Raw genomic sequence first — 15,325 nt, 5'->3', positions numbered from 1 at the left:
TGATATGACGGCCGCTGGAGTTGCACTTCGGTTGCCATAAGAAGAAAAAAGACATGCGGCGCGATCGCCGGCTTTTTGATTTAGGTTGACGCTGCTATGGGAGCATGATGTCGTCCGTTAGAACGAGGAAACAGGCGAGATGAGCGATAACGTCATCCAGTTCCGCAAGCCCGCGCCGCAGAAGACCCCGAAGCCGCCACGCCCATGGCTGCGCAAGCTGATCTCGATCGTCGTGGTGATCGCTGCCTTTGTCGCGGCCTGGATTTATTTCACACTGGCTGGCTGATCAGGCCGCCCGCAAGTCGCATTTAAGTTTCGACCGCACTAAACGACAACGGCTGGGGAGCGAAGCAAATCGCCCTCCAGCCGTAGTCGCAAGTACGGTCAGCTTACCACTTCTTAGCAAGCTTGAAGGTGAAGGTTCGCGCATCGCCGTAGCCGCAGGCGCCGTTGGTGCGGCAAGCCTCGACATATTCCTTGTCGAACAGGTTGGCGACGTTGAGCGATGCCGTCCAGTTTTCCTTTTCGTAGCGGATCGCCGCATCGAACACAGTCGATTCTGGGACCCGAAGCGTGTTGGCTTCATCCGCCCAGGAACGGCCCTTGTGGCGAACGCCGGCGCCGAGGCTGAGGCCCTCGAGCGGGCCATTCGTCACGGTGTAATCGACCCACATGGACGCTGTGTAGTCGGGAACGACATAAGGCGTCTTGCCGATCAGGCCGGGGTTCGGATCATTCTGGATGACGGTGACATCGGTTGCTGCGAAGGCGCCGAGCAGCTTCCAGTTATCGTCGATATTGACCTTGGCCTCAAGCTCGAAGCCCTTCGATTCCACTTCGCCGAGCTGGTCCGTCCACGGCGCGACCGGGATCGAAACAGAGTTGTTGCGCTTGTTGATGTGGAAGACGGAGGCGGTGAAGGACGCATCCATGAAGGTCGGCTCATACTTGATACCGGCTTCATACTGTTCGCCCTCTTCCGGCTTCAGCGGTCCGTGTCCGCCACGGCCGACGAGCGGGTTGAAGAAGGTCGCGGCGCTGACATAAGGCGTCAGGCCGTTGTCGAACTCGTAAGCGAGACCGGCGCGACCGCTCCAGGCGCCGTCGGATTTGTCGAAGCTCTTGGAAGCATCCAGGCGGTCGGTGAAGTCGGTGTTGACGTAATCGTAGCGGCCGTTGAGCGTTGCCAGCCAGCCATCGCCGAAATGGATTTGATCCTGAGCATAGACGCCCAGCTGGTTCATGGTGACGTCTTCGCTGTAAAGCGCTCCGGGCGTCGGCTGGGGCTGGCCATAGATCGGGTTCAGCACGTCAAGATTGCCGTTGTAGGGCTGGACCGGGTAGCCGGCGCCGAAGACGGAATTCTGCACGTTGTCGATGCGGTACAGCCGGTAATCAACACCAACCATCACCTTGTGCTCAGTGGCACCGAGGTCGAACGTGTTTTCAATCCGATTATCCCAGGCCAATGTATTGACCCCGGTGTCGCCCTCGAAGTTCAGGCGCTGGAGTTCCGTCTGGCTGGCATAGAGCGAGGGATAGACAAGGTACTCATATTTATCGAGATGGCCGTAGCGGGCATTCGATGAGTATTTCCAACCGCCTTCGAACTCGTGCTCGAATTCGTAGCCGATCATCTGCTGATCGTAACGTCCGGTATCCAAATCCGGCTCGCCGGGGAAGAAGCGGCGCGAAATCTTGCCGATACCCGGCCGGTCAACGACCGTGCCTTCGTAAGGCAGGAAGCCATTGCCCGTGTGAACCTGATCGAGACCACCGGCATAGGCCCAGACGGTCAGGCTCGTCGTATCATCCGGCGAGATGGTGAGCTGCGGCATGATGAAGCCGCGCAGGTCATGCGTGTAGTCGGTATAGCCATCACCGCCAGCGATCTTGCCGGTCAGGCGATAGGTCATCGTGTCGCTCGACCCGACCTTGTCGGAGACGTCGAAGCCGGTAAACGCGTTGCCGTTCGAGTTGATGCCGATCTCGGTGTAATATAGCGGATCGTCGGTCGGGCGTTTTCTAATCATGTCGATGATACCGCCGGCATTGGCGCCGCCGTAAAGAACCGAAGCCGGTCCCTTCAGGATATCGACGCGCTCCAGCATGAAGGGGTCGATCTGGAAGTTGCCGAAACCATAGGAAAACAGGTTGAGGCCATCGAGATAAACACCGCTCTGCCCGGCGTCGAAACCACGAATGTAGAACCAGTCGGTATCCGGATCGGTGCCGAAGGTCTGCGTGGCGACGCCCGCCGTGTAACGCAGGGCCTCATCGACCTTGTTGACGACAGCGCGATCATCTAGCTCCTGGCGACCGACGACGGAGACGGACTGCGGTATTTCGTTGATTGGGGTATCCGTCTTCGAGCCCGCCGTGCTCTTCTTGGCCACATAGCCCTTCACGGGGCCGGTCGCCTCGCTGGCGCCTTCGGCCGCCGAATTGCCTGCACCCTGGATAACAACCGGTTTCAGCTCGGTCGCATCCTGCGCCACCGCGAATGTGGCGCTCGCGCCGAAGATGGCGACTCCCGCCAAAAGCTTTGCCTTGAAGATCACTCGATCTGCTCTCGTACCCATATTTGTCGTCACCCTACTCACGCCACCGTCATCCCAACGGCCCGGCCAACATCACGAATAAGATGAGTGATTAACTCAATTTTAACGGCCCAGCTTGTCGCGATCCCGGACGAATTGAATGTTTTTGGGCAATTTTTCAACACGCAGCCAAACGCTCACATCGTGTGTCGTTCAGGCAACGCGCGCTTTCTTCCAGGTGGCGGGCGTCGTGCCGATGTTCTTGCGGAAGACGCGCGTGAAATGCGCCTGATCCGAGAAGCCGGTCTCGGCGGCGATGACCATGAGCGGCTGATCGCCGTGCAGCAGAAGCTCTTTGGCGCGCTCCAGCCGGGCGTTCATCTGCCACTGATGCGGCGCCATGCCGGTGGAGGCCTTGAAGGCGTGGCTGAAGTGGGATTGCGAGAGCCCGGCCAGCGTCGCAAGCTCCTCCAGCCGGATATTGCGCATGCAGTTGTCGGTGATGAAATCCGTTGCCTTGCGCAGCTGCCATGAAGCGAGCTTGCTGCGCTTGCGGACCTCGCTTTTCCCAAGCTTCATGACGTCGATGATCAGCGCCAGTGCCAGACCGTCGCCATAGAGATCGTGCAGCGGCGCCGGATTCATGCATTCGGCCGCGATCATGCGCGACAGCGTCAGCACGCGCTCGTCGGAAAACAGCAAGCGTGGGCTCGTCAGCCGATCGGGATCGAGCTCCTCCATCAATCGGCGCGCCACGATCTCGGCGTCGAAATGCAGATCGAGATGACGAAGAAACTGGACATTCTTCAGGTTAGCCCAGAGCTCCATTCCCGCAGGCACATAGGAAATCGGCTGGTTCTCGTCCTCTTCCGCGGCGCCCGCGCCTTTCGAGCTCAGCTTCATCGTCGATCGGCCGGCGCCATTCATATCGAGCAGGATGAAAAGCCTGGGATCATTGGACACATAATAGCCACCGGCATAAGGCGCGCATTCCACATCCCAAACATCCGCAACGATGCCATTCCAGGATCGCCTGTGAAGGCCACCGACGACGGAGAAGCCTTCGATCTTGTTTTGCATGCGGGGTTGAAATGTCATGGATGGCGCACTATACCTTCTTAGTAAACTCAAGTTTAAGGCAAGCGCTGATATAACGCAATCCTGCGCTGAAAAAGCCCCCATATTTTAGGGCATGCTGGCCGTACGACCTCGATCAGCCCTTGCGGATGGACCCGCGCCAGATCAGTTCGGCTTTCAAGCGGACAGAATGAGCTTCTTCCGGCTCTTCCTCATGGCCACCGGTGGCAAGCCACTTTACCGCCTGCGTGGCGATCGCAATGACCGGCTGCGCGAAAGTCGTGAGATTGAAGGACGACCACGACGCCTGCTCGATATCGTCGAAGCCGGCAACGCACAGCTGATCCGGGATCGACAGCCCGAACTGGTGGCGCGCGGCATCCATGAAACCGCAGGCGAGCAGATCGGTCGCGCAGAACACGCCATCCGGCCGCTCGGCGCGCGTCAGCATGCGCTGCGCCAGCACCCGGCCTGCCTCGTACCCCGTCGATCCATAGCGCTCGACGACGACCTCGAGACCAAGCTTCGTGGCGGCGGCGATAAAGCCGCGCTCGCGACCCATCAGGCTCGGAGTCCCCGCTTCGGAGTTCGCGAAGGCGAGCGTCTTGCACCCCGCGCGCACGAATGCAGTCGCGATCCTGCCGCCGGACTCATAGTCGTCGAGATTGATCTTCAACGGACCGGGCTGGTCGTCATCGCGGTTGATCAGCACAAGGCGCTGGCCGCTGCGCAGGCAAAGTTGGGTGATCGACTTGTCCGGTAGGCCGGAAAGAATGATCGACGCATCGGCCCGGTAGCGGATCGCCTGCTGCAACGCGCGGTCGACGCTGCCATCCGAACGATCGGTATTGACGAACATCGCGACCTTGCCGGCATTCTGCAACTGGATGGTCAGTTCCCGCAAAAGCGCCGAGCGATAGGGCGTCGCGACATCGGACACGATCAGGCACACGATGCCGCTCTCGTTGCGCATCAGGCCACGCGCCAGATGATTGACGTGATAGCCAAGCGCCTCGGCCGCCTCCAGCACGCGCCTGCGGGTATCAGCGGATACGCTGGCTCCGGGCGTGAAGGTTCGCGATACGGCGGAACGCGATACCCCTGCCCTCTCGGCAACTTCCTGCGCGCTGACGAATAATTTAGACGGCATGGCAATCCTTTTGTTGCACGCACCTTTGCATCGAGTTGCACTTGCGTGCAATCCGTAACGACCTCAGCCAATATGAAGTTTTCATGACGAATATTGACATCGCGCGCGGCGAAGTGTTCGTTTTGCACGCGCTTGCAATAGTGCCCCAAGCGGCTTGCGAGCGCGACTTTCAGCGGCTGTATCCAGCCATCGTTTCCGATAAAGGACATGTTGCGATGACATTGCGCGTTATTCCAGGGCTTGAAGCACGTCTGGCCCTAGCCGAGGCCGTTGCCCGCGAGGCAGGCGCCGTGGCGCTCGACTATTTCAAGCGCCGCGACACGCTCGTGATCGAGACGAAGCGCGATCCCCAGGACGTCGTGTCGATCGCCGACCGGAAGGTCGAGAACCTGATCCGCGCGCGGTTCGCGGAAGCCTATCCCGGAGATGGCGTTCTCGGCGAAGAATATGGCCTGACACTAGGTACGTCGGGCTTCACCTGGGTAATCGATCCGATCGACGGCACCAGCCCCTTCGTCAACGGCATGCCGAACTGGTGCGTCTCGATCGGCCTGCTGCATGACGACGTGCCTGTCGTCGGCGTCATTGCCTCGCCTTGTCATGATGAGCTCTACGCCGCTGCCCTCGGCATGGGCGCCACCTTGAACGGCAAGAGGCTCGAGCTCAGCCCTGAACGCACTATCCGCAACGCGGTGACCGGCATCGGCGCGAACAGCCATGTTTCGCCAGCCACTGTCGCCAAGATGGTCGAGGAGCTGCTGGAAGCGGGCGGCAATTTCATTCGCAACGGCTCCGGCGCGCTCATGCTCGCCTATGTCGCCGCTGGCCGCCTCGTCGGATATTACGAGCCCTACATGCATGCCTGGGACTGCCTGGCCGGATATTGCCTTGTCAAGGAAGCCGGCGGCTGGTTCCATCCCTTCCCGACCAATGGGGAGGGATTGACCAAGGGTGCCAAGGTGCTCGCGGCGGGACCCGGCGCGATCGACGATCTCCGCAAAATCGCCGGCGTCTAGGTACGCTCGCCTCGGCGGCGGGCTTGAGAACAGGAGCGACATCGCGCCTCTCGTCCCGCGCGATTTTGCAACCTATATATATGTCAAAGAATGCCGGCGATCCGCGCCGGCTGAACGGAGACATGTATGAGCCGAGATCCGTACGAGCTTCTGGGCGTCAAGAAGGACGCTACGCAAAAAGAGATCCAGAGCGCGTTCCGCAAGCTCGCCAAGAAACTGCACCCCGACCTGAACCCCGGCGACAAGCAGGCCGAAGACCGTTTCAAGGAAATCTCCGCCGCTTACGAGATCGTCGGCGACGAGGACAAGCGCAAGCGCTTCGATAGAGGCGAGATCGACATGACCGGCGCCGAGCAGGCGCAGCGCAACTATTATCGCGACTACGCCTCACAGGCCGGCGCCGGCAGCCGCTACCAGAACAATGCCGGCTTCGCCGACTTCGGCGACAGCGACGACATATTCTCAAGCTTCTTCTCCGGGCGCGGACGCGGCGGCGGGCAGTTCCGTTCGCAGGGGCAGAACCGCCAATATTCGATGGAGGTCGATTTTCTCGACGCCATCAACGGCACCAAGACGCAGATACGCCTGCCGGATGGCCCGGCACTCGACTTGCAGATCCCGGCCGGAACCCGTGACGGCCAGACGCTGCGCCTGAAGGGCAAGGGTGAGCCGGGGATCGGCGGCGGCCCGCCAGGAGACGCGCTAGTGGAGATCCGCGTTCGTCCGCACAAATTCTATGTTCGCGATGGCGACGATATACGCATCGATCTGCCGATATCACTGCCCGAGGCGGTGCTCGGCGGCAAGGTACGTGTGCCGACGCCATCGGGCGCGGTCAATCTGACGCTGCCCGCGAATTCCAGCACCGGCAAGGTCTTGCGCTTGAAGGGCAAGGGCGCGCCGAAGCGCGGTGGCGGCGCCGGCGATATCTATGTGTCGCTGAAAGTCGTCTTGCCGGATGAGCCGGATCCGAAGCTTGCCGAATTCATGAGCGAGTGGACGCCGGCCAATCCGCAGAATCCGAGAAAAGGCATGGAGGAGTAGCCATGAATGATCTTGAATTCCGCCGAACCCTGAAGATCGACGTGACCGTGGTCGACGTGTGGATCGAGCAGGGCTGGCTGATCCCCGAAGCGCATGACGGCGACCGCGAGTTCCGTGACGACGATGTCGCGCGGGCGCGGCTGATCCTCGACCTCACCCGCGATATGGGCGTCAACGAAGCCGGCGTCGATCTGATCATGGATCTCGTCGACCAGATACACGGGCTGCGCGGCACTGTCCGCGACATGCTCGGCGCCATGGAGCAGCAGGACGACGACGTCCGCCGCCGGCTGCGCCACAAGCTTGACGCGCTTTCCACGCGAGCAGGCTGAGCGGCTCCGGCTTGCGGGCCACATAAGCGACCTGACAAGGGAAGGAGACCCGACTTGAGCAACGATCACGGCTCCCACGACGGCGATCATTCGCATCAACCCATCGACTGGCGCGAGCACGGCGTGAAGGTCATCCCGGGTAATGCGCTCGACCCTAATACAGCGCAGACCCCAGGCATGAACCGCGCGACGGCGATCAACAATGCCCGCGCCGGCGCTGAGAAGATCTGGGCCGGTAAGGTCACGATCCACGCCAACGCAAAGACCGGAGCGCATCATCATGGCGACCTTGAAAGCATCATCTATGTCGTGAAGGGCAAGGCGCGCATGCGCTGGGGCGACAATCTCGAATTTACCGCCGAGGCCGGGCCCGGCGATTTCATTTTCGTGCCGCCTTACGTGCCGCATCAAGAGATCAATGCGAGCCAAAACGAGACGCTGGAATGCGTGCTCGTTCGGTCCGGACAGGAGCCCGTGGTGGTCAATCTCGATATTGAACCGGTTGAAAAGCCTGAGGACGTTCGGTGGATCGATCCGATACACAAATAATCCACTCTCGGTAGTGTGCTAATGAAGAATTGATCAGCGACGGCATCCGAAATTCGCTTCGAATAATTCCTTGCCACCAGGAGCACCTGATATCGGCACCCGAGCACGAAAATCACGACAAAACGACAGCCGGATTCATGTTACTATCCGGCACCTTACGTCAAAGGCCTTGCACAGCAAGGCTTTTGGCTACCAGGCGCGAACAAATGCAGACCACAACAATAAGTTCAGCAGCTACTAATCCAATCCTCAATCCGGCGCGTACACCGTTTTGTTACCGCCCGGAAAAGACCTCAAAATGCCCTTTCTGGCGGATAGCATGGCCTTCGATGCTAATCTCAAATTCCGGCGAATTATCTACCGGAGGATGTATATAAGCCCCGTTTGGTCAAAATGAACTGGAATACTTACTTATGATTGCATTCGACGCCGCACAAATTTGCTGATGCAAGGGCTGTTTTCAGTTGAAAGTCAGGGTCTTCAGGCACATGAGTTGGCGGGAATAAAAATGGGCGGCACAATTGATCCGTTCAAATATCTTGGTAAGGTTGCCGCAGGGAATAATAAGCACGCCGCACTGGCGTTAGAAGGATAAGGCCATGAAAGAAGCACCGCATACCGTCGACGTCCATGTAGGCAAGACAATCCGCATCAAGCGCCTGATGCGCAAGGTTTCGCAGACCGAACTGGGTGATCGCGTCGGCGTCACGTTCCAGCAGATTCAGAAATACGAGAAGGGCTCGAACCGCGTTTCGGCAAGCATGCTGGTCGAAATCGCCGGTGCGCTCGATGTCGACGTCCGCTCATTCTTCGAAGATATTTCGGCCAACGCCAACGACAATCCTACCCCGAGCGACGAATTCGTCGTATCGCGCGACGGCGTGCTCCTGAACGCTGCCTTCCTGTCGATCAAGAACGAGCAGGTTCGCAAGAAGATCGTCAAGCTGGTGCAGGCAATTGCCGGCATGGAGCAGATCGAAAGCGAAGCCGCCGAATAAAGCGGCTTCGCGGATACCATCGCGATTAGTGGCGCTCCAGGACGACGAGGTTTTCTCGCGCGTCTTTCATTGCCACTTTCGTCTTGGTACCGATCAGCTTTTCCAGATTCACGTCCAGCTCACGCTCCGGGTCGATTCCATCCCAATCGATGACGACCTGCAGCAGAGCCATGTTCGTCAGATGCGTCAGGTTGTTCAACTTGAGCTTCTGCGCTTCGTCCTTGGCGGCCGACAGCAAGCGGAATATCCTCGCATATTCGCTTCCGCTTCCCTCGTCCATCGTCTGAATGTTCATCTCGTCCGCTCCGCCTCTCTGAGATGCCCCAAACACCACTTTGGGGCTCCAGTGCTTCCATCATTCAGGCGTGGCGTTATTAGAGCGTTACAGGCGTTACCGGGGTGCTGATTTCCGCATGCAGCAACTCCCAGTGTGACGTTGCCGCGAAGCCCCAGCTGCGCTTTCCAGCGGTGAATTTCACGCTTTCGAGGTAATCCAGAACCATACCGGCGTCGGCGCGCTTGCGCTCGATCTTATTCGCGCGAATCAAACGCACGATTTCCTTGGCGCGCGCGGCGTTGTCGAAGGCGCAACGTTCCACCGCCTTCGGGTAGGTCCGCTCGGAAAAATGCAGCGCCCGGCCCGCCAGCAGAAGCTTCTTGTATTCGCCCGACAGGAGCAGGCCCCGGCTATTCAGCGCGTCGATAGTCGGCTGATAATCGACCCACGGAACAGAGAGCGGCAGCCAACCCAGCTCGGCCGGCGCGTGAACCAGCGCAACCGCCTCATCGTCGATGAGCCGACCATCGGCGTAGTCGTCATAGATCGAGCCGATGCCGACCATGCCGAACGCCGAGCACTCGGCCGCCCTGAGCGCACCCATGCTGGCGCCGCCGGCGACGACGACGTTCTGCTCGAGCGCGAAGAGGATCTCCTTGTGCCAGACGGACGGCATCTCGCCGAAATAGCCATCGACGATGCCAATGGCGCGCGCGCCGTCACGCACCGCCTGCAGGATATCGCCCCGAGCGGCGGGCCCCCGAAACTCGATCGATGGATGCTCGGCCTGAAGTCTGTCGAGATCTCGGCCGAAGCTTGGTCCTGCGAAAATTACTCTCATGCCTGGGCTCCCTGCATGGCGCCGATCGCGCGCAAGCCAAGTTGGATGAATTCGCCGCTGACATCGACCTCAAGGCCGGGCACGATGACGCGGACGACGGAGACCGGAAGGCGCGGATGCGGGATCGGCACGGCAACGACCTGCTCGATACCGCGCGCGCGCAGCCGATCCAGAATATGACGGATGGTCTGCTGGATGCTGCGCTTGGCAGGCTCGGCAAAGCGCGGCGCGACCGGCGTCTCGTCGCAGAGCTCGATCAGCTGCTGCATCGGTCCGTCGCCATCGAGGCGCTGGTAGACGCGCGGCGAGAAATCGTCACGGCTGCCGGCGATCGCCGTCAACCGGCTCTGCGCCGCCTCGGTGATGGCGCGCAATGCTGCGCGGACCGGATCGGGATGACAACCGCAGCCGCCACAGACATTCGTCCAGCGCGCATCGACGCGGTCGCCGAGGTCGCCGGGAACGATGACGGCGAGGAAGCTCGGCACCCCGATATCGGTCGTCATGTCGAGCAGCAGCAGCCGCATGCCGGCGCGGGCGATGCGGTCGGTGATGATGTCGATGACGGGATCGCCGAAGCCGGCCGGATCGATGCGCGAGCCGCGCAGTTCATCGAAGGGGCGCAGCTGCGTCAGCGCCCATGCGTCGCGCTCGACCAGTTCGCACAGGCCGTGAAGCACGGCTTCGGCAGGGCGATTGCCCGATGCCAGGCCGTCGCTGGACTGCTCGAATCCGGAAGGGCGCGTGCCACGATGGTCGAGGCCGACAAGCGACCACGGCACGAAAACCGGCTGGTCGTTCATGATGTCGAGGCCTTCGCTCCAGGCGAGCGGGCCGGCATCGATATCCGACGGCACGCAGCGCGCAACGGAATCGAGATCGATCAGCGGCGCGCGCTCAGCCTTCATGCCGGCGAGCGTTGATATGACCAGATCATCCGGCTGCATCTCGGCAACGCGGGTTTCGACCGCTTCCATGGCAGCCGAGGTCATCGCGGCGTCCTCGTCGATGCCTTTGCCCTGGAAGACTGACAGCGTGTAGCTGTTCGGGCGGGTCGCGAAGGCGACCGGAATTTCAAGAAGATCGAGCGCCGTCAACAAGCCGACGCGCGTTATTCCAAGCTCGGCAAAGTGCGGCTTGATCGCCGCGAATGTCTGTCCAGGCGTCAGGGAGCGGTCGTGGTAGGCGCTGACGCCCGCCGCGGAAAGACTTAGATCCCCAGCCAGATCCGTGAGTGCTGCCTGAACAGACATTCGCAAAAACCTCAACGGAACTTCAGAGCGTGAACGATGTTCGCGGTCGCGTTGGTGTCGAGCTGAACGGCGTTCTGCTTCAGGACGGCCTGGGCAGCAGCGGAAAGGCGAACGGTGGACTTGATTGCGTTGGTCATTGTTTTCTCCTTTTGGTGGCAGCATTTGCTGCGAACAGGAGAGACTGTGAACGGCCGGCGTTATTCCGGTGTGACTGGAAATTTCGCTAATTAACGGCCAAAATCGCCATGTGTAGCACTTCAGGACAGGCCAGCCATCCTGAGTCCGTCTATCAGCTGGCGAGTATCGTCAGGGTTGCGATCCGGTACGAAACGCCAGACATCTTCCGTGCGAAAATCCGGAAAATTCTCGAGGACAACCGAGGCATAATGCGCTGCGGTGGCCTTATCGCCGTTCTTGGCATGCGCTGCAGCGAGCAGACGCGAGGTCGCCGGCCGGTCCTTGACGCGGTCAAGCACCTCGATCGCCTTGGCGTAATTTTCCTGGACGAAATGAATACCGCCCAGGTTCCAATAGTAGTAATCCGGCGGCAGCGGATTGAGCTTCAGCGCGGCGTGGCTGAGTTCCAGCGCCCGATCACTTTGCCCGTCGTGCAAAAGTGCATCCGCGTGGTCGGCCAGAATATCCGCGTCATTCGGATTGAGCATCTGCGCTTCGGCGAAGAAATCGAGGCTATCGGCAAAGCGGCGGCGATAGAGCGCGACGAAGCCGAGCTCGCGCATGGCTCGTCCGCTGTTCGGATCGCTGTCGCGCGCCTGCCATGCCGACCGATCGGCCTCTTCCAGAAGTGCGGTGTCCTTCATGCCGCGAACGAGCCATTCCATGCCCAACACGCGAGCCATTCCGGCATGGGCGGAGGAGAAGCGGTCATGTCTCGATAGCGCCGACTTGAACCATTTACGCGCCTACCGTAGATGCTGCAGATCAGTCTTCGATACGAGCCGCTTGCCCTCGAGATAGAGCCGATAGGCCGAAGGCGAGACATCATGCATCATATCCGTCAGCTCGCGCCGCTCGATCGTATCGGCGAGCGTCATGACGATGCGCCGCGCCAATTGGCCGAAGGACTGGTTGACCTTCTGCATGGCAAGCGGCAGGTCGATCGCCCAAAGCACTTCGGCGGTCGAGGTCTTGGTCAGCCTGCAGGTCGCGTAGATCTCGTCCTCGCGGCCGTGGATCGTCACATAGACGGTGTAATCGAAACGCAATTCCGGCGGCATGGGCTGCAGTTCGCCGCTGGCGAGGCTGCGGTTCAGAATCTCGACGCTCGTATGCGCCGCAATGACCTTGAAGCCACGCTGCTGGCTGAGGCCGATCGTGACATCCTCGAGCAAAGCTCTGCCGACACGCTGCAGCAGCGGCTCTGATAGCATCGTTTCCGGCGGAAGGATGAGCACGCGCGGCTGGCCAACCGGGTCGGCGGTCGCGGGCCTAACGGGGGCAGTTTCCGACACGGCAGGTGCCGCCGGTGCAATGATGCCGAGTTCCAGCGCGAGCGCCTGGGTTGCCGCATCCGGCTCGGCACCATACTCAGCCTTCAATTCGTTGCGGCAGCGGAAATAGGCTTGCCGCGCCGAGCCAAGATCGCCCGCCGTCGCATGCGCCTTCATCAGCGCGCGGCAGGCCGCCTCGTTCGCCGGATCCGTGGCCACAAGCAGCCCGGCTAGCAATACGGTATCGGCGAGCGTCAGCTTTTCGGGCGAATCAAGCAGCGTCATCAGATGCGCGTCGCGGCATTCGGCGATGCGGCGGCGCTCGATCGTGACCCACTCGTCCGCTTCCATCGTCGGCGCGCGGAACCCTTCGAGCAGCTCACCCTGAAGCAGGGCCCAATCGCTCCGCGCCAGCGGGTGCGTGGCATCGCGCAGCAGCAAGACATCAGTTGCCCAGTGCTCGGCATTGAGTGTGATGTGGGTGTTGGTGGCGGTGATCAGGCGGGGAAGGCCTTCCGGCACGCTGCGATCGATGCGGGCAAGGAGCTGCCGAAGGCTGCCGGCGCGCTGTTTCGACACATCGGACTGCCAGAGCATGCCCCGCAACGTCTCGCGCTCCATCGAGAACTGCGATGATGCAGCCACGAAGGCCAGGAGCGGATAGGCTTTTTCCGGAAGCACGATTTCGCCGTCATTGGCGAAAAGCGCGGGCTTTCCGAGCAAGCGAAGCAGGAGGCTGTGCTTAGCCACTGACACCAAGGGTAACTCGCGTTTGGATGATCCAACACAAGTATAGTGAAAAGAGACTATAACGCAAAAGGAATGCGGCCGTTCGGTTGAGTTTTTCAACCGTTAGACGATGGCGATCTCAAACAGGGTTTAGAAAAATCGAGATCGGCGGGAAGAAATCGCGACCATCGTCGCTCGCCGTGCCAATGCGAGGCACATCAGCCGTGATCCAAAAGAAATGGCGCCGGTCTTTCGACCAGCGCCATCACAATCAGTCAGGATTTGGCTTAAGCGGCAGCCGAAGCGAAACCAGCTGTCGGAACTTCCGAGATCGTCTTCAGAACCTGGGAAGCGATCTGGTAAGGGCAACCCTGCGAGTTCGGGCGGCGATCTTCCAGGTAACCCTTGTAGTCGTTCTTGACGAAGGAGTGCGGAACGCGGATCGAAGCGCCACGGTCTGCAACGCCGTAGGAGAACTTGTTCCACGGAGCAGTCTCGTGCTTGCCGGTCAGACGCTTGTCGTTGTCAGGACCGTAGACAGCGATATGAGCTTCCAGGTTCTTGTCGAACTGGGCCATCAGAGCTTCGAAGTAGGCCTTACCGCCAACTTCGCGCATGAACTTGGTCGAAAAGTTGCAGTGCATGCCCGAACCGTTCCAGTCAGTGTCGCCGAGCGGCTTGCAATGATACTCGATGTCGATCCCGTACTTTTCAGTCAGGCGCTGCAGCAGGTAGCGTGCCATCCAGATCTGGTCAGCTGCGCGCTTCGAGCCCTTGCCGAAAATCTGGAATTCCCACTGGCCCTTGGCCACTTCGGCGTTGATGCCTTCGTGGTTGATGCCGGCAGCGAGGCAGAGGTCGAGATGCTCTTCGACGATTTCGCGTGCGATCGAGCCAACATTCGAGTAGCCAACGCCGGTGTAATAAGGACCCTGCGGAGCCGGGTAGCCCTGCTCCGGGAAGCCGAGCGGACGGCCGTTTTCGTAGAAGAAGTATTCCTGCTCGAAGCCGAACCAAGCATCTTCGTCGTCGAGGATGGTTGCGCGGGCGTTGGAAGCATGCGGGGTAACGCCATCAGGCATCATGACTTCGCACATGACGAGTACGCCGTTGGTACGAGCCGGGTCCGGATAAACGGCGACGGGCTTCAGCACGCAATCGGAGCTGCGGCCTTCGGCCTGCATCGTGGAGGAGCCATCGAAGCCCCAGAGCGGCAGCTGCTCGAGCGTCGGGAATTCTGCAAATTCCTTGACCTGCGTCTTGCCACGAAGGTTCGGTACCGGGGTGTATCCATCGAGCCAGATGTACTCGAGCTTATACTTGGTCATTTGCGAGTCTCTCAAAACAAAGGTGTCAGCAGGTCCCAAGGACGCGGAGGCCGAGGCCGCCTTGCCCGTGGAGGGATGCCAAAGAGTATGCATGTAGCGTGCCAGTTCGCGACGAGGGGTGAAACGACCACGCGGAAGGGCGCCTTTAAAGTGCTGTTCAGGCAGGCACTCATCAATCGCAGCAGGCACTGAAGTGCCAGTGGACTCAAGCGGTTACGCTGCCTATTGATCGAACACTCCGCTGGAAAAAGATGAATAAGACGGCGGTCGATTTTTTCCGCACAGCGGCCACAATGATCATTTATTGTGCAATTGCATATTTTATGTATTCTGTGAATTTCTGATATAAAGCTGTTCAAATCGCGATTGCCCATGATTCAAACATTTGTTGCACTTTTTTCAATCAAATAGCGCATTCTCTGTGCAACTGTGTTATTGTCCCTCTTAACGCTTTAGGGCGGACTCAATTTGGAGGCATGACATGGTTACTGGTGTGCATCACGAGTCGGCAACGATTTACGCTTTCCCGACGAAGCGCTTCGCTTCATCGGCGCTTCGCCAGAAGGTTGACCTGGAAAAAGATCTGGAACCCTGCGTCTACGACAGCTGCTGGTACCACGAAGACGCCATGAAAGAGGAAGAAGCCTCGGCCCAGCCGCGCTTTACCCCGCGTTTCGTGGACTGACGCCATCTTGTCGGCGAGGCTTGGTGCGCGCTGTTTGCATCGGCATCTAACGTGA

Annotated in this window: 16 protein-coding genes and 1 pseudogene; 8 read left to right on the top strand and 9 right to left on the bottom strand. The window is 59.9% G+C overall.

All coding sequences use genetic code 11. The features are described 5' to 3' along the window. Positions 1 to 139: 139 nt before the first annotated feature. Complete coding sequence (locus ACODTZ_RS01470) at positions 140 to 286, top strand: hypothetical protein (RefSeq protein WP_018896790.1); 147 nt, start codon at positions 140 to 142, stop codon at positions 284 to 286. Positions 287 to 389: 103 nt separating this feature from the next. Here ACODTZ_RS01470 and ACODTZ_RS01465 read toward each other — a convergent pair whose 3' ends face one another. From ACODTZ_RS01465 to ACODTZ_RS01455, 3 genes are all read right to left on the bottom strand, one after another. After that, positions 390 to 2,582 (bottom strand): TonB-dependent siderophore receptor, encoded by a 2,193-nt coding sequence (locus ACODTZ_RS01465; protein WP_489023230.1) that lies wholly within the window; start codon positions 2,580 to 2,582, stop codon positions 390 to 392. Between the two features lie 171 nt (positions 2,583 to 2,753). Beyond that, positions 2,754 to 3,638 (bottom strand): helix-turn-helix domain-containing protein, encoded by an 885-nt coding sequence (locus ACODTZ_RS01460; protein WP_489023228.1) that lies wholly within the window; start codon positions 3,636 to 3,638, stop codon positions 2,754 to 2,756. A gap of 115 nt (positions 3,639 to 3,753) precedes the next feature. Further along, positions 3,754 to 4,767 carry a LacI family DNA-binding transcriptional regulator gene (locus tag ACODTZ_RS01455; RefSeq protein ID WP_489023226.1) on the bottom strand — a complete coding sequence of 338 codons (1,014 nt, stop codon included), beginning with the start codon at positions 4,765 to 4,767 and terminating at the stop codon, positions 3,754 to 3,756. 215 nt (positions 4,768 to 4,982) lie between these two features. On the opposite strand from ACODTZ_RS01455, the gene ACODTZ_RS01450 reads away from it, so the two are divergent. The 6 genes from ACODTZ_RS01450 (at position 4,983) to ACODTZ_RS01425 (ending at position 8,706) form a co-directional block, all read left to right on the top strand. After that, positions 4,983 to 5,783, top strand: a complete 801-nt coding sequence (locus ACODTZ_RS01450; protein WP_489023224.1) for an inositol monophosphatase family protein — start codon at positions 4,983 to 4,985, stop codon at positions 5,781 to 5,783. A gap of 126 nt (positions 5,784 to 5,909) precedes the next feature. Further along, complete coding sequence (locus tag ACODTZ_RS01445; protein ID WP_489023223.1) at positions 5,910 to 6,827, top strand: DnaJ C-terminal domain-containing protein; 918 nt, start codon at positions 5,910 to 5,912, stop codon at positions 6,825 to 6,827. 2 nt (positions 6,828 to 6,829) lie between these two features. Continuing rightward, entirely contained in the window at positions 6,830 to 7,159 is a 330-nt protein-coding gene (locus ACODTZ_RS01440) for a chaperone modulator CbpM (protein WP_209235908.1), read from the top strand. Between the two features lie 54 nt (positions 7,160 to 7,213). Further along, complete coding sequence (locus ACODTZ_RS01435) at positions 7,214 to 7,708, top strand: cupin domain-containing protein (protein WP_489023221.1); 495 nt, start codon at positions 7,214 to 7,216, stop codon at positions 7,706 to 7,708. A gap of 445 nt (positions 7,709 to 8,153) precedes the next feature. Continuing rightward, positions 8,154 to 8,303 carry a hypothetical protein gene (locus tag ACODTZ_RS01430; protein WP_162741282.1) on the top strand — a complete coding sequence of 50 codons (150 nt, stop codon included), beginning with the start codon at positions 8,154 to 8,156 and terminating at the stop codon, positions 8,301 to 8,303. A 4-nt stretch (positions 8,304 to 8,307) separates the two neighbouring features. After that, a complete protein-coding gene (locus tag ACODTZ_RS01425) occupies positions 8,308 to 8,706 on the top strand; it encodes a helix-turn-helix domain-containing protein (RefSeq protein WP_018896782.1) in 399 nt (132 codons plus the stop codon). Positions 8,707 to 8,731: 25 nt separating this feature from the next. On the opposite strand, the gene ACODTZ_RS01420 is transcribed toward ACODTZ_RS01425, so the two are convergent. The 6 genes and pseudogenes from ACODTZ_RS01420 to ACODTZ_RS01395 form a co-directional block, all read right to left on the bottom strand. Then, entirely contained in the window at positions 8,732 to 9,001 is a 270-nt protein-coding gene (locus tag ACODTZ_RS01420; RefSeq protein WP_018896781.1) for a hypothetical protein, read from the bottom strand. 79 nt (positions 9,002 to 9,080) lie between these two features. Beyond that, complete coding sequence (locus tag ACODTZ_RS01415; protein WP_489023218.1) at positions 9,081 to 9,824, bottom strand: TfuA-like protein; 744 nt, start codon at positions 9,822 to 9,824, stop codon at positions 9,081 to 9,083. Continuing rightward, positions 9,821 to 11,077 carry a YcaO-like family protein gene (locus ACODTZ_RS01410; RefSeq protein ID WP_489023216.1) on the bottom strand — a complete coding sequence of 419 codons (1,257 nt, stop codon included), beginning with the start codon at positions 11,075 to 11,077 and terminating at the stop codon, positions 9,821 to 9,823. The genes ACODTZ_RS01415 and ACODTZ_RS01410 overlap by 4 nt, the downstream gene beginning before the upstream one ends. Positions 11,078 to 11,088: 11 nt before the next feature. Continuing rightward, complete coding sequence (locus tag ACODTZ_RS01405) at positions 11,089 to 11,214, bottom strand: hypothetical protein (protein WP_280637067.1); 126 nt, start codon at positions 11,212 to 11,214, stop codon at positions 11,089 to 11,091. 120 nt (positions 11,215 to 11,334) lie between these two features. Further along, positions 11,335 to 13,149, bottom strand: a pseudogene (locus ACODTZ_RS01400) (AfsR/SARP family transcriptional regulator). Between the two features lie 395 nt (positions 13,150 to 13,544). Then, positions 13,545 to 14,585 carry a glutamine synthetase beta-grasp domain-containing protein gene (locus tag ACODTZ_RS01395; RefSeq protein WP_111560694.1) on the bottom strand — a complete coding sequence of 347 codons (1,041 nt, stop codon included), beginning with the start codon at positions 14,583 to 14,585 and terminating at the stop codon, positions 13,545 to 13,547. A 481-nt stretch (positions 14,586 to 15,066) separates the two neighbouring features. On the opposite strand from ACODTZ_RS01395, the gene ACODTZ_RS01390 reads away from it, so the two are divergent. Then, positions 15,067 to 15,270, top strand: coding sequence for a DUF2735 domain-containing protein (locus ACODTZ_RS01390; protein WP_047504555.1), 204 nt, complete (start codon positions 15,067 to 15,069; stop codon positions 15,268 to 15,270). The last annotated feature ends 55 nt before the right edge of the window (positions 15,271 to 15,325 follow it).

It is taken from the genome of Rhizobium sp. FG113, from assembly GCF_057809895.1.
Note: the sequence above shows the minus strand (reverse complement) of the source record. Positions and strands in the feature narration are given on the sequence as shown.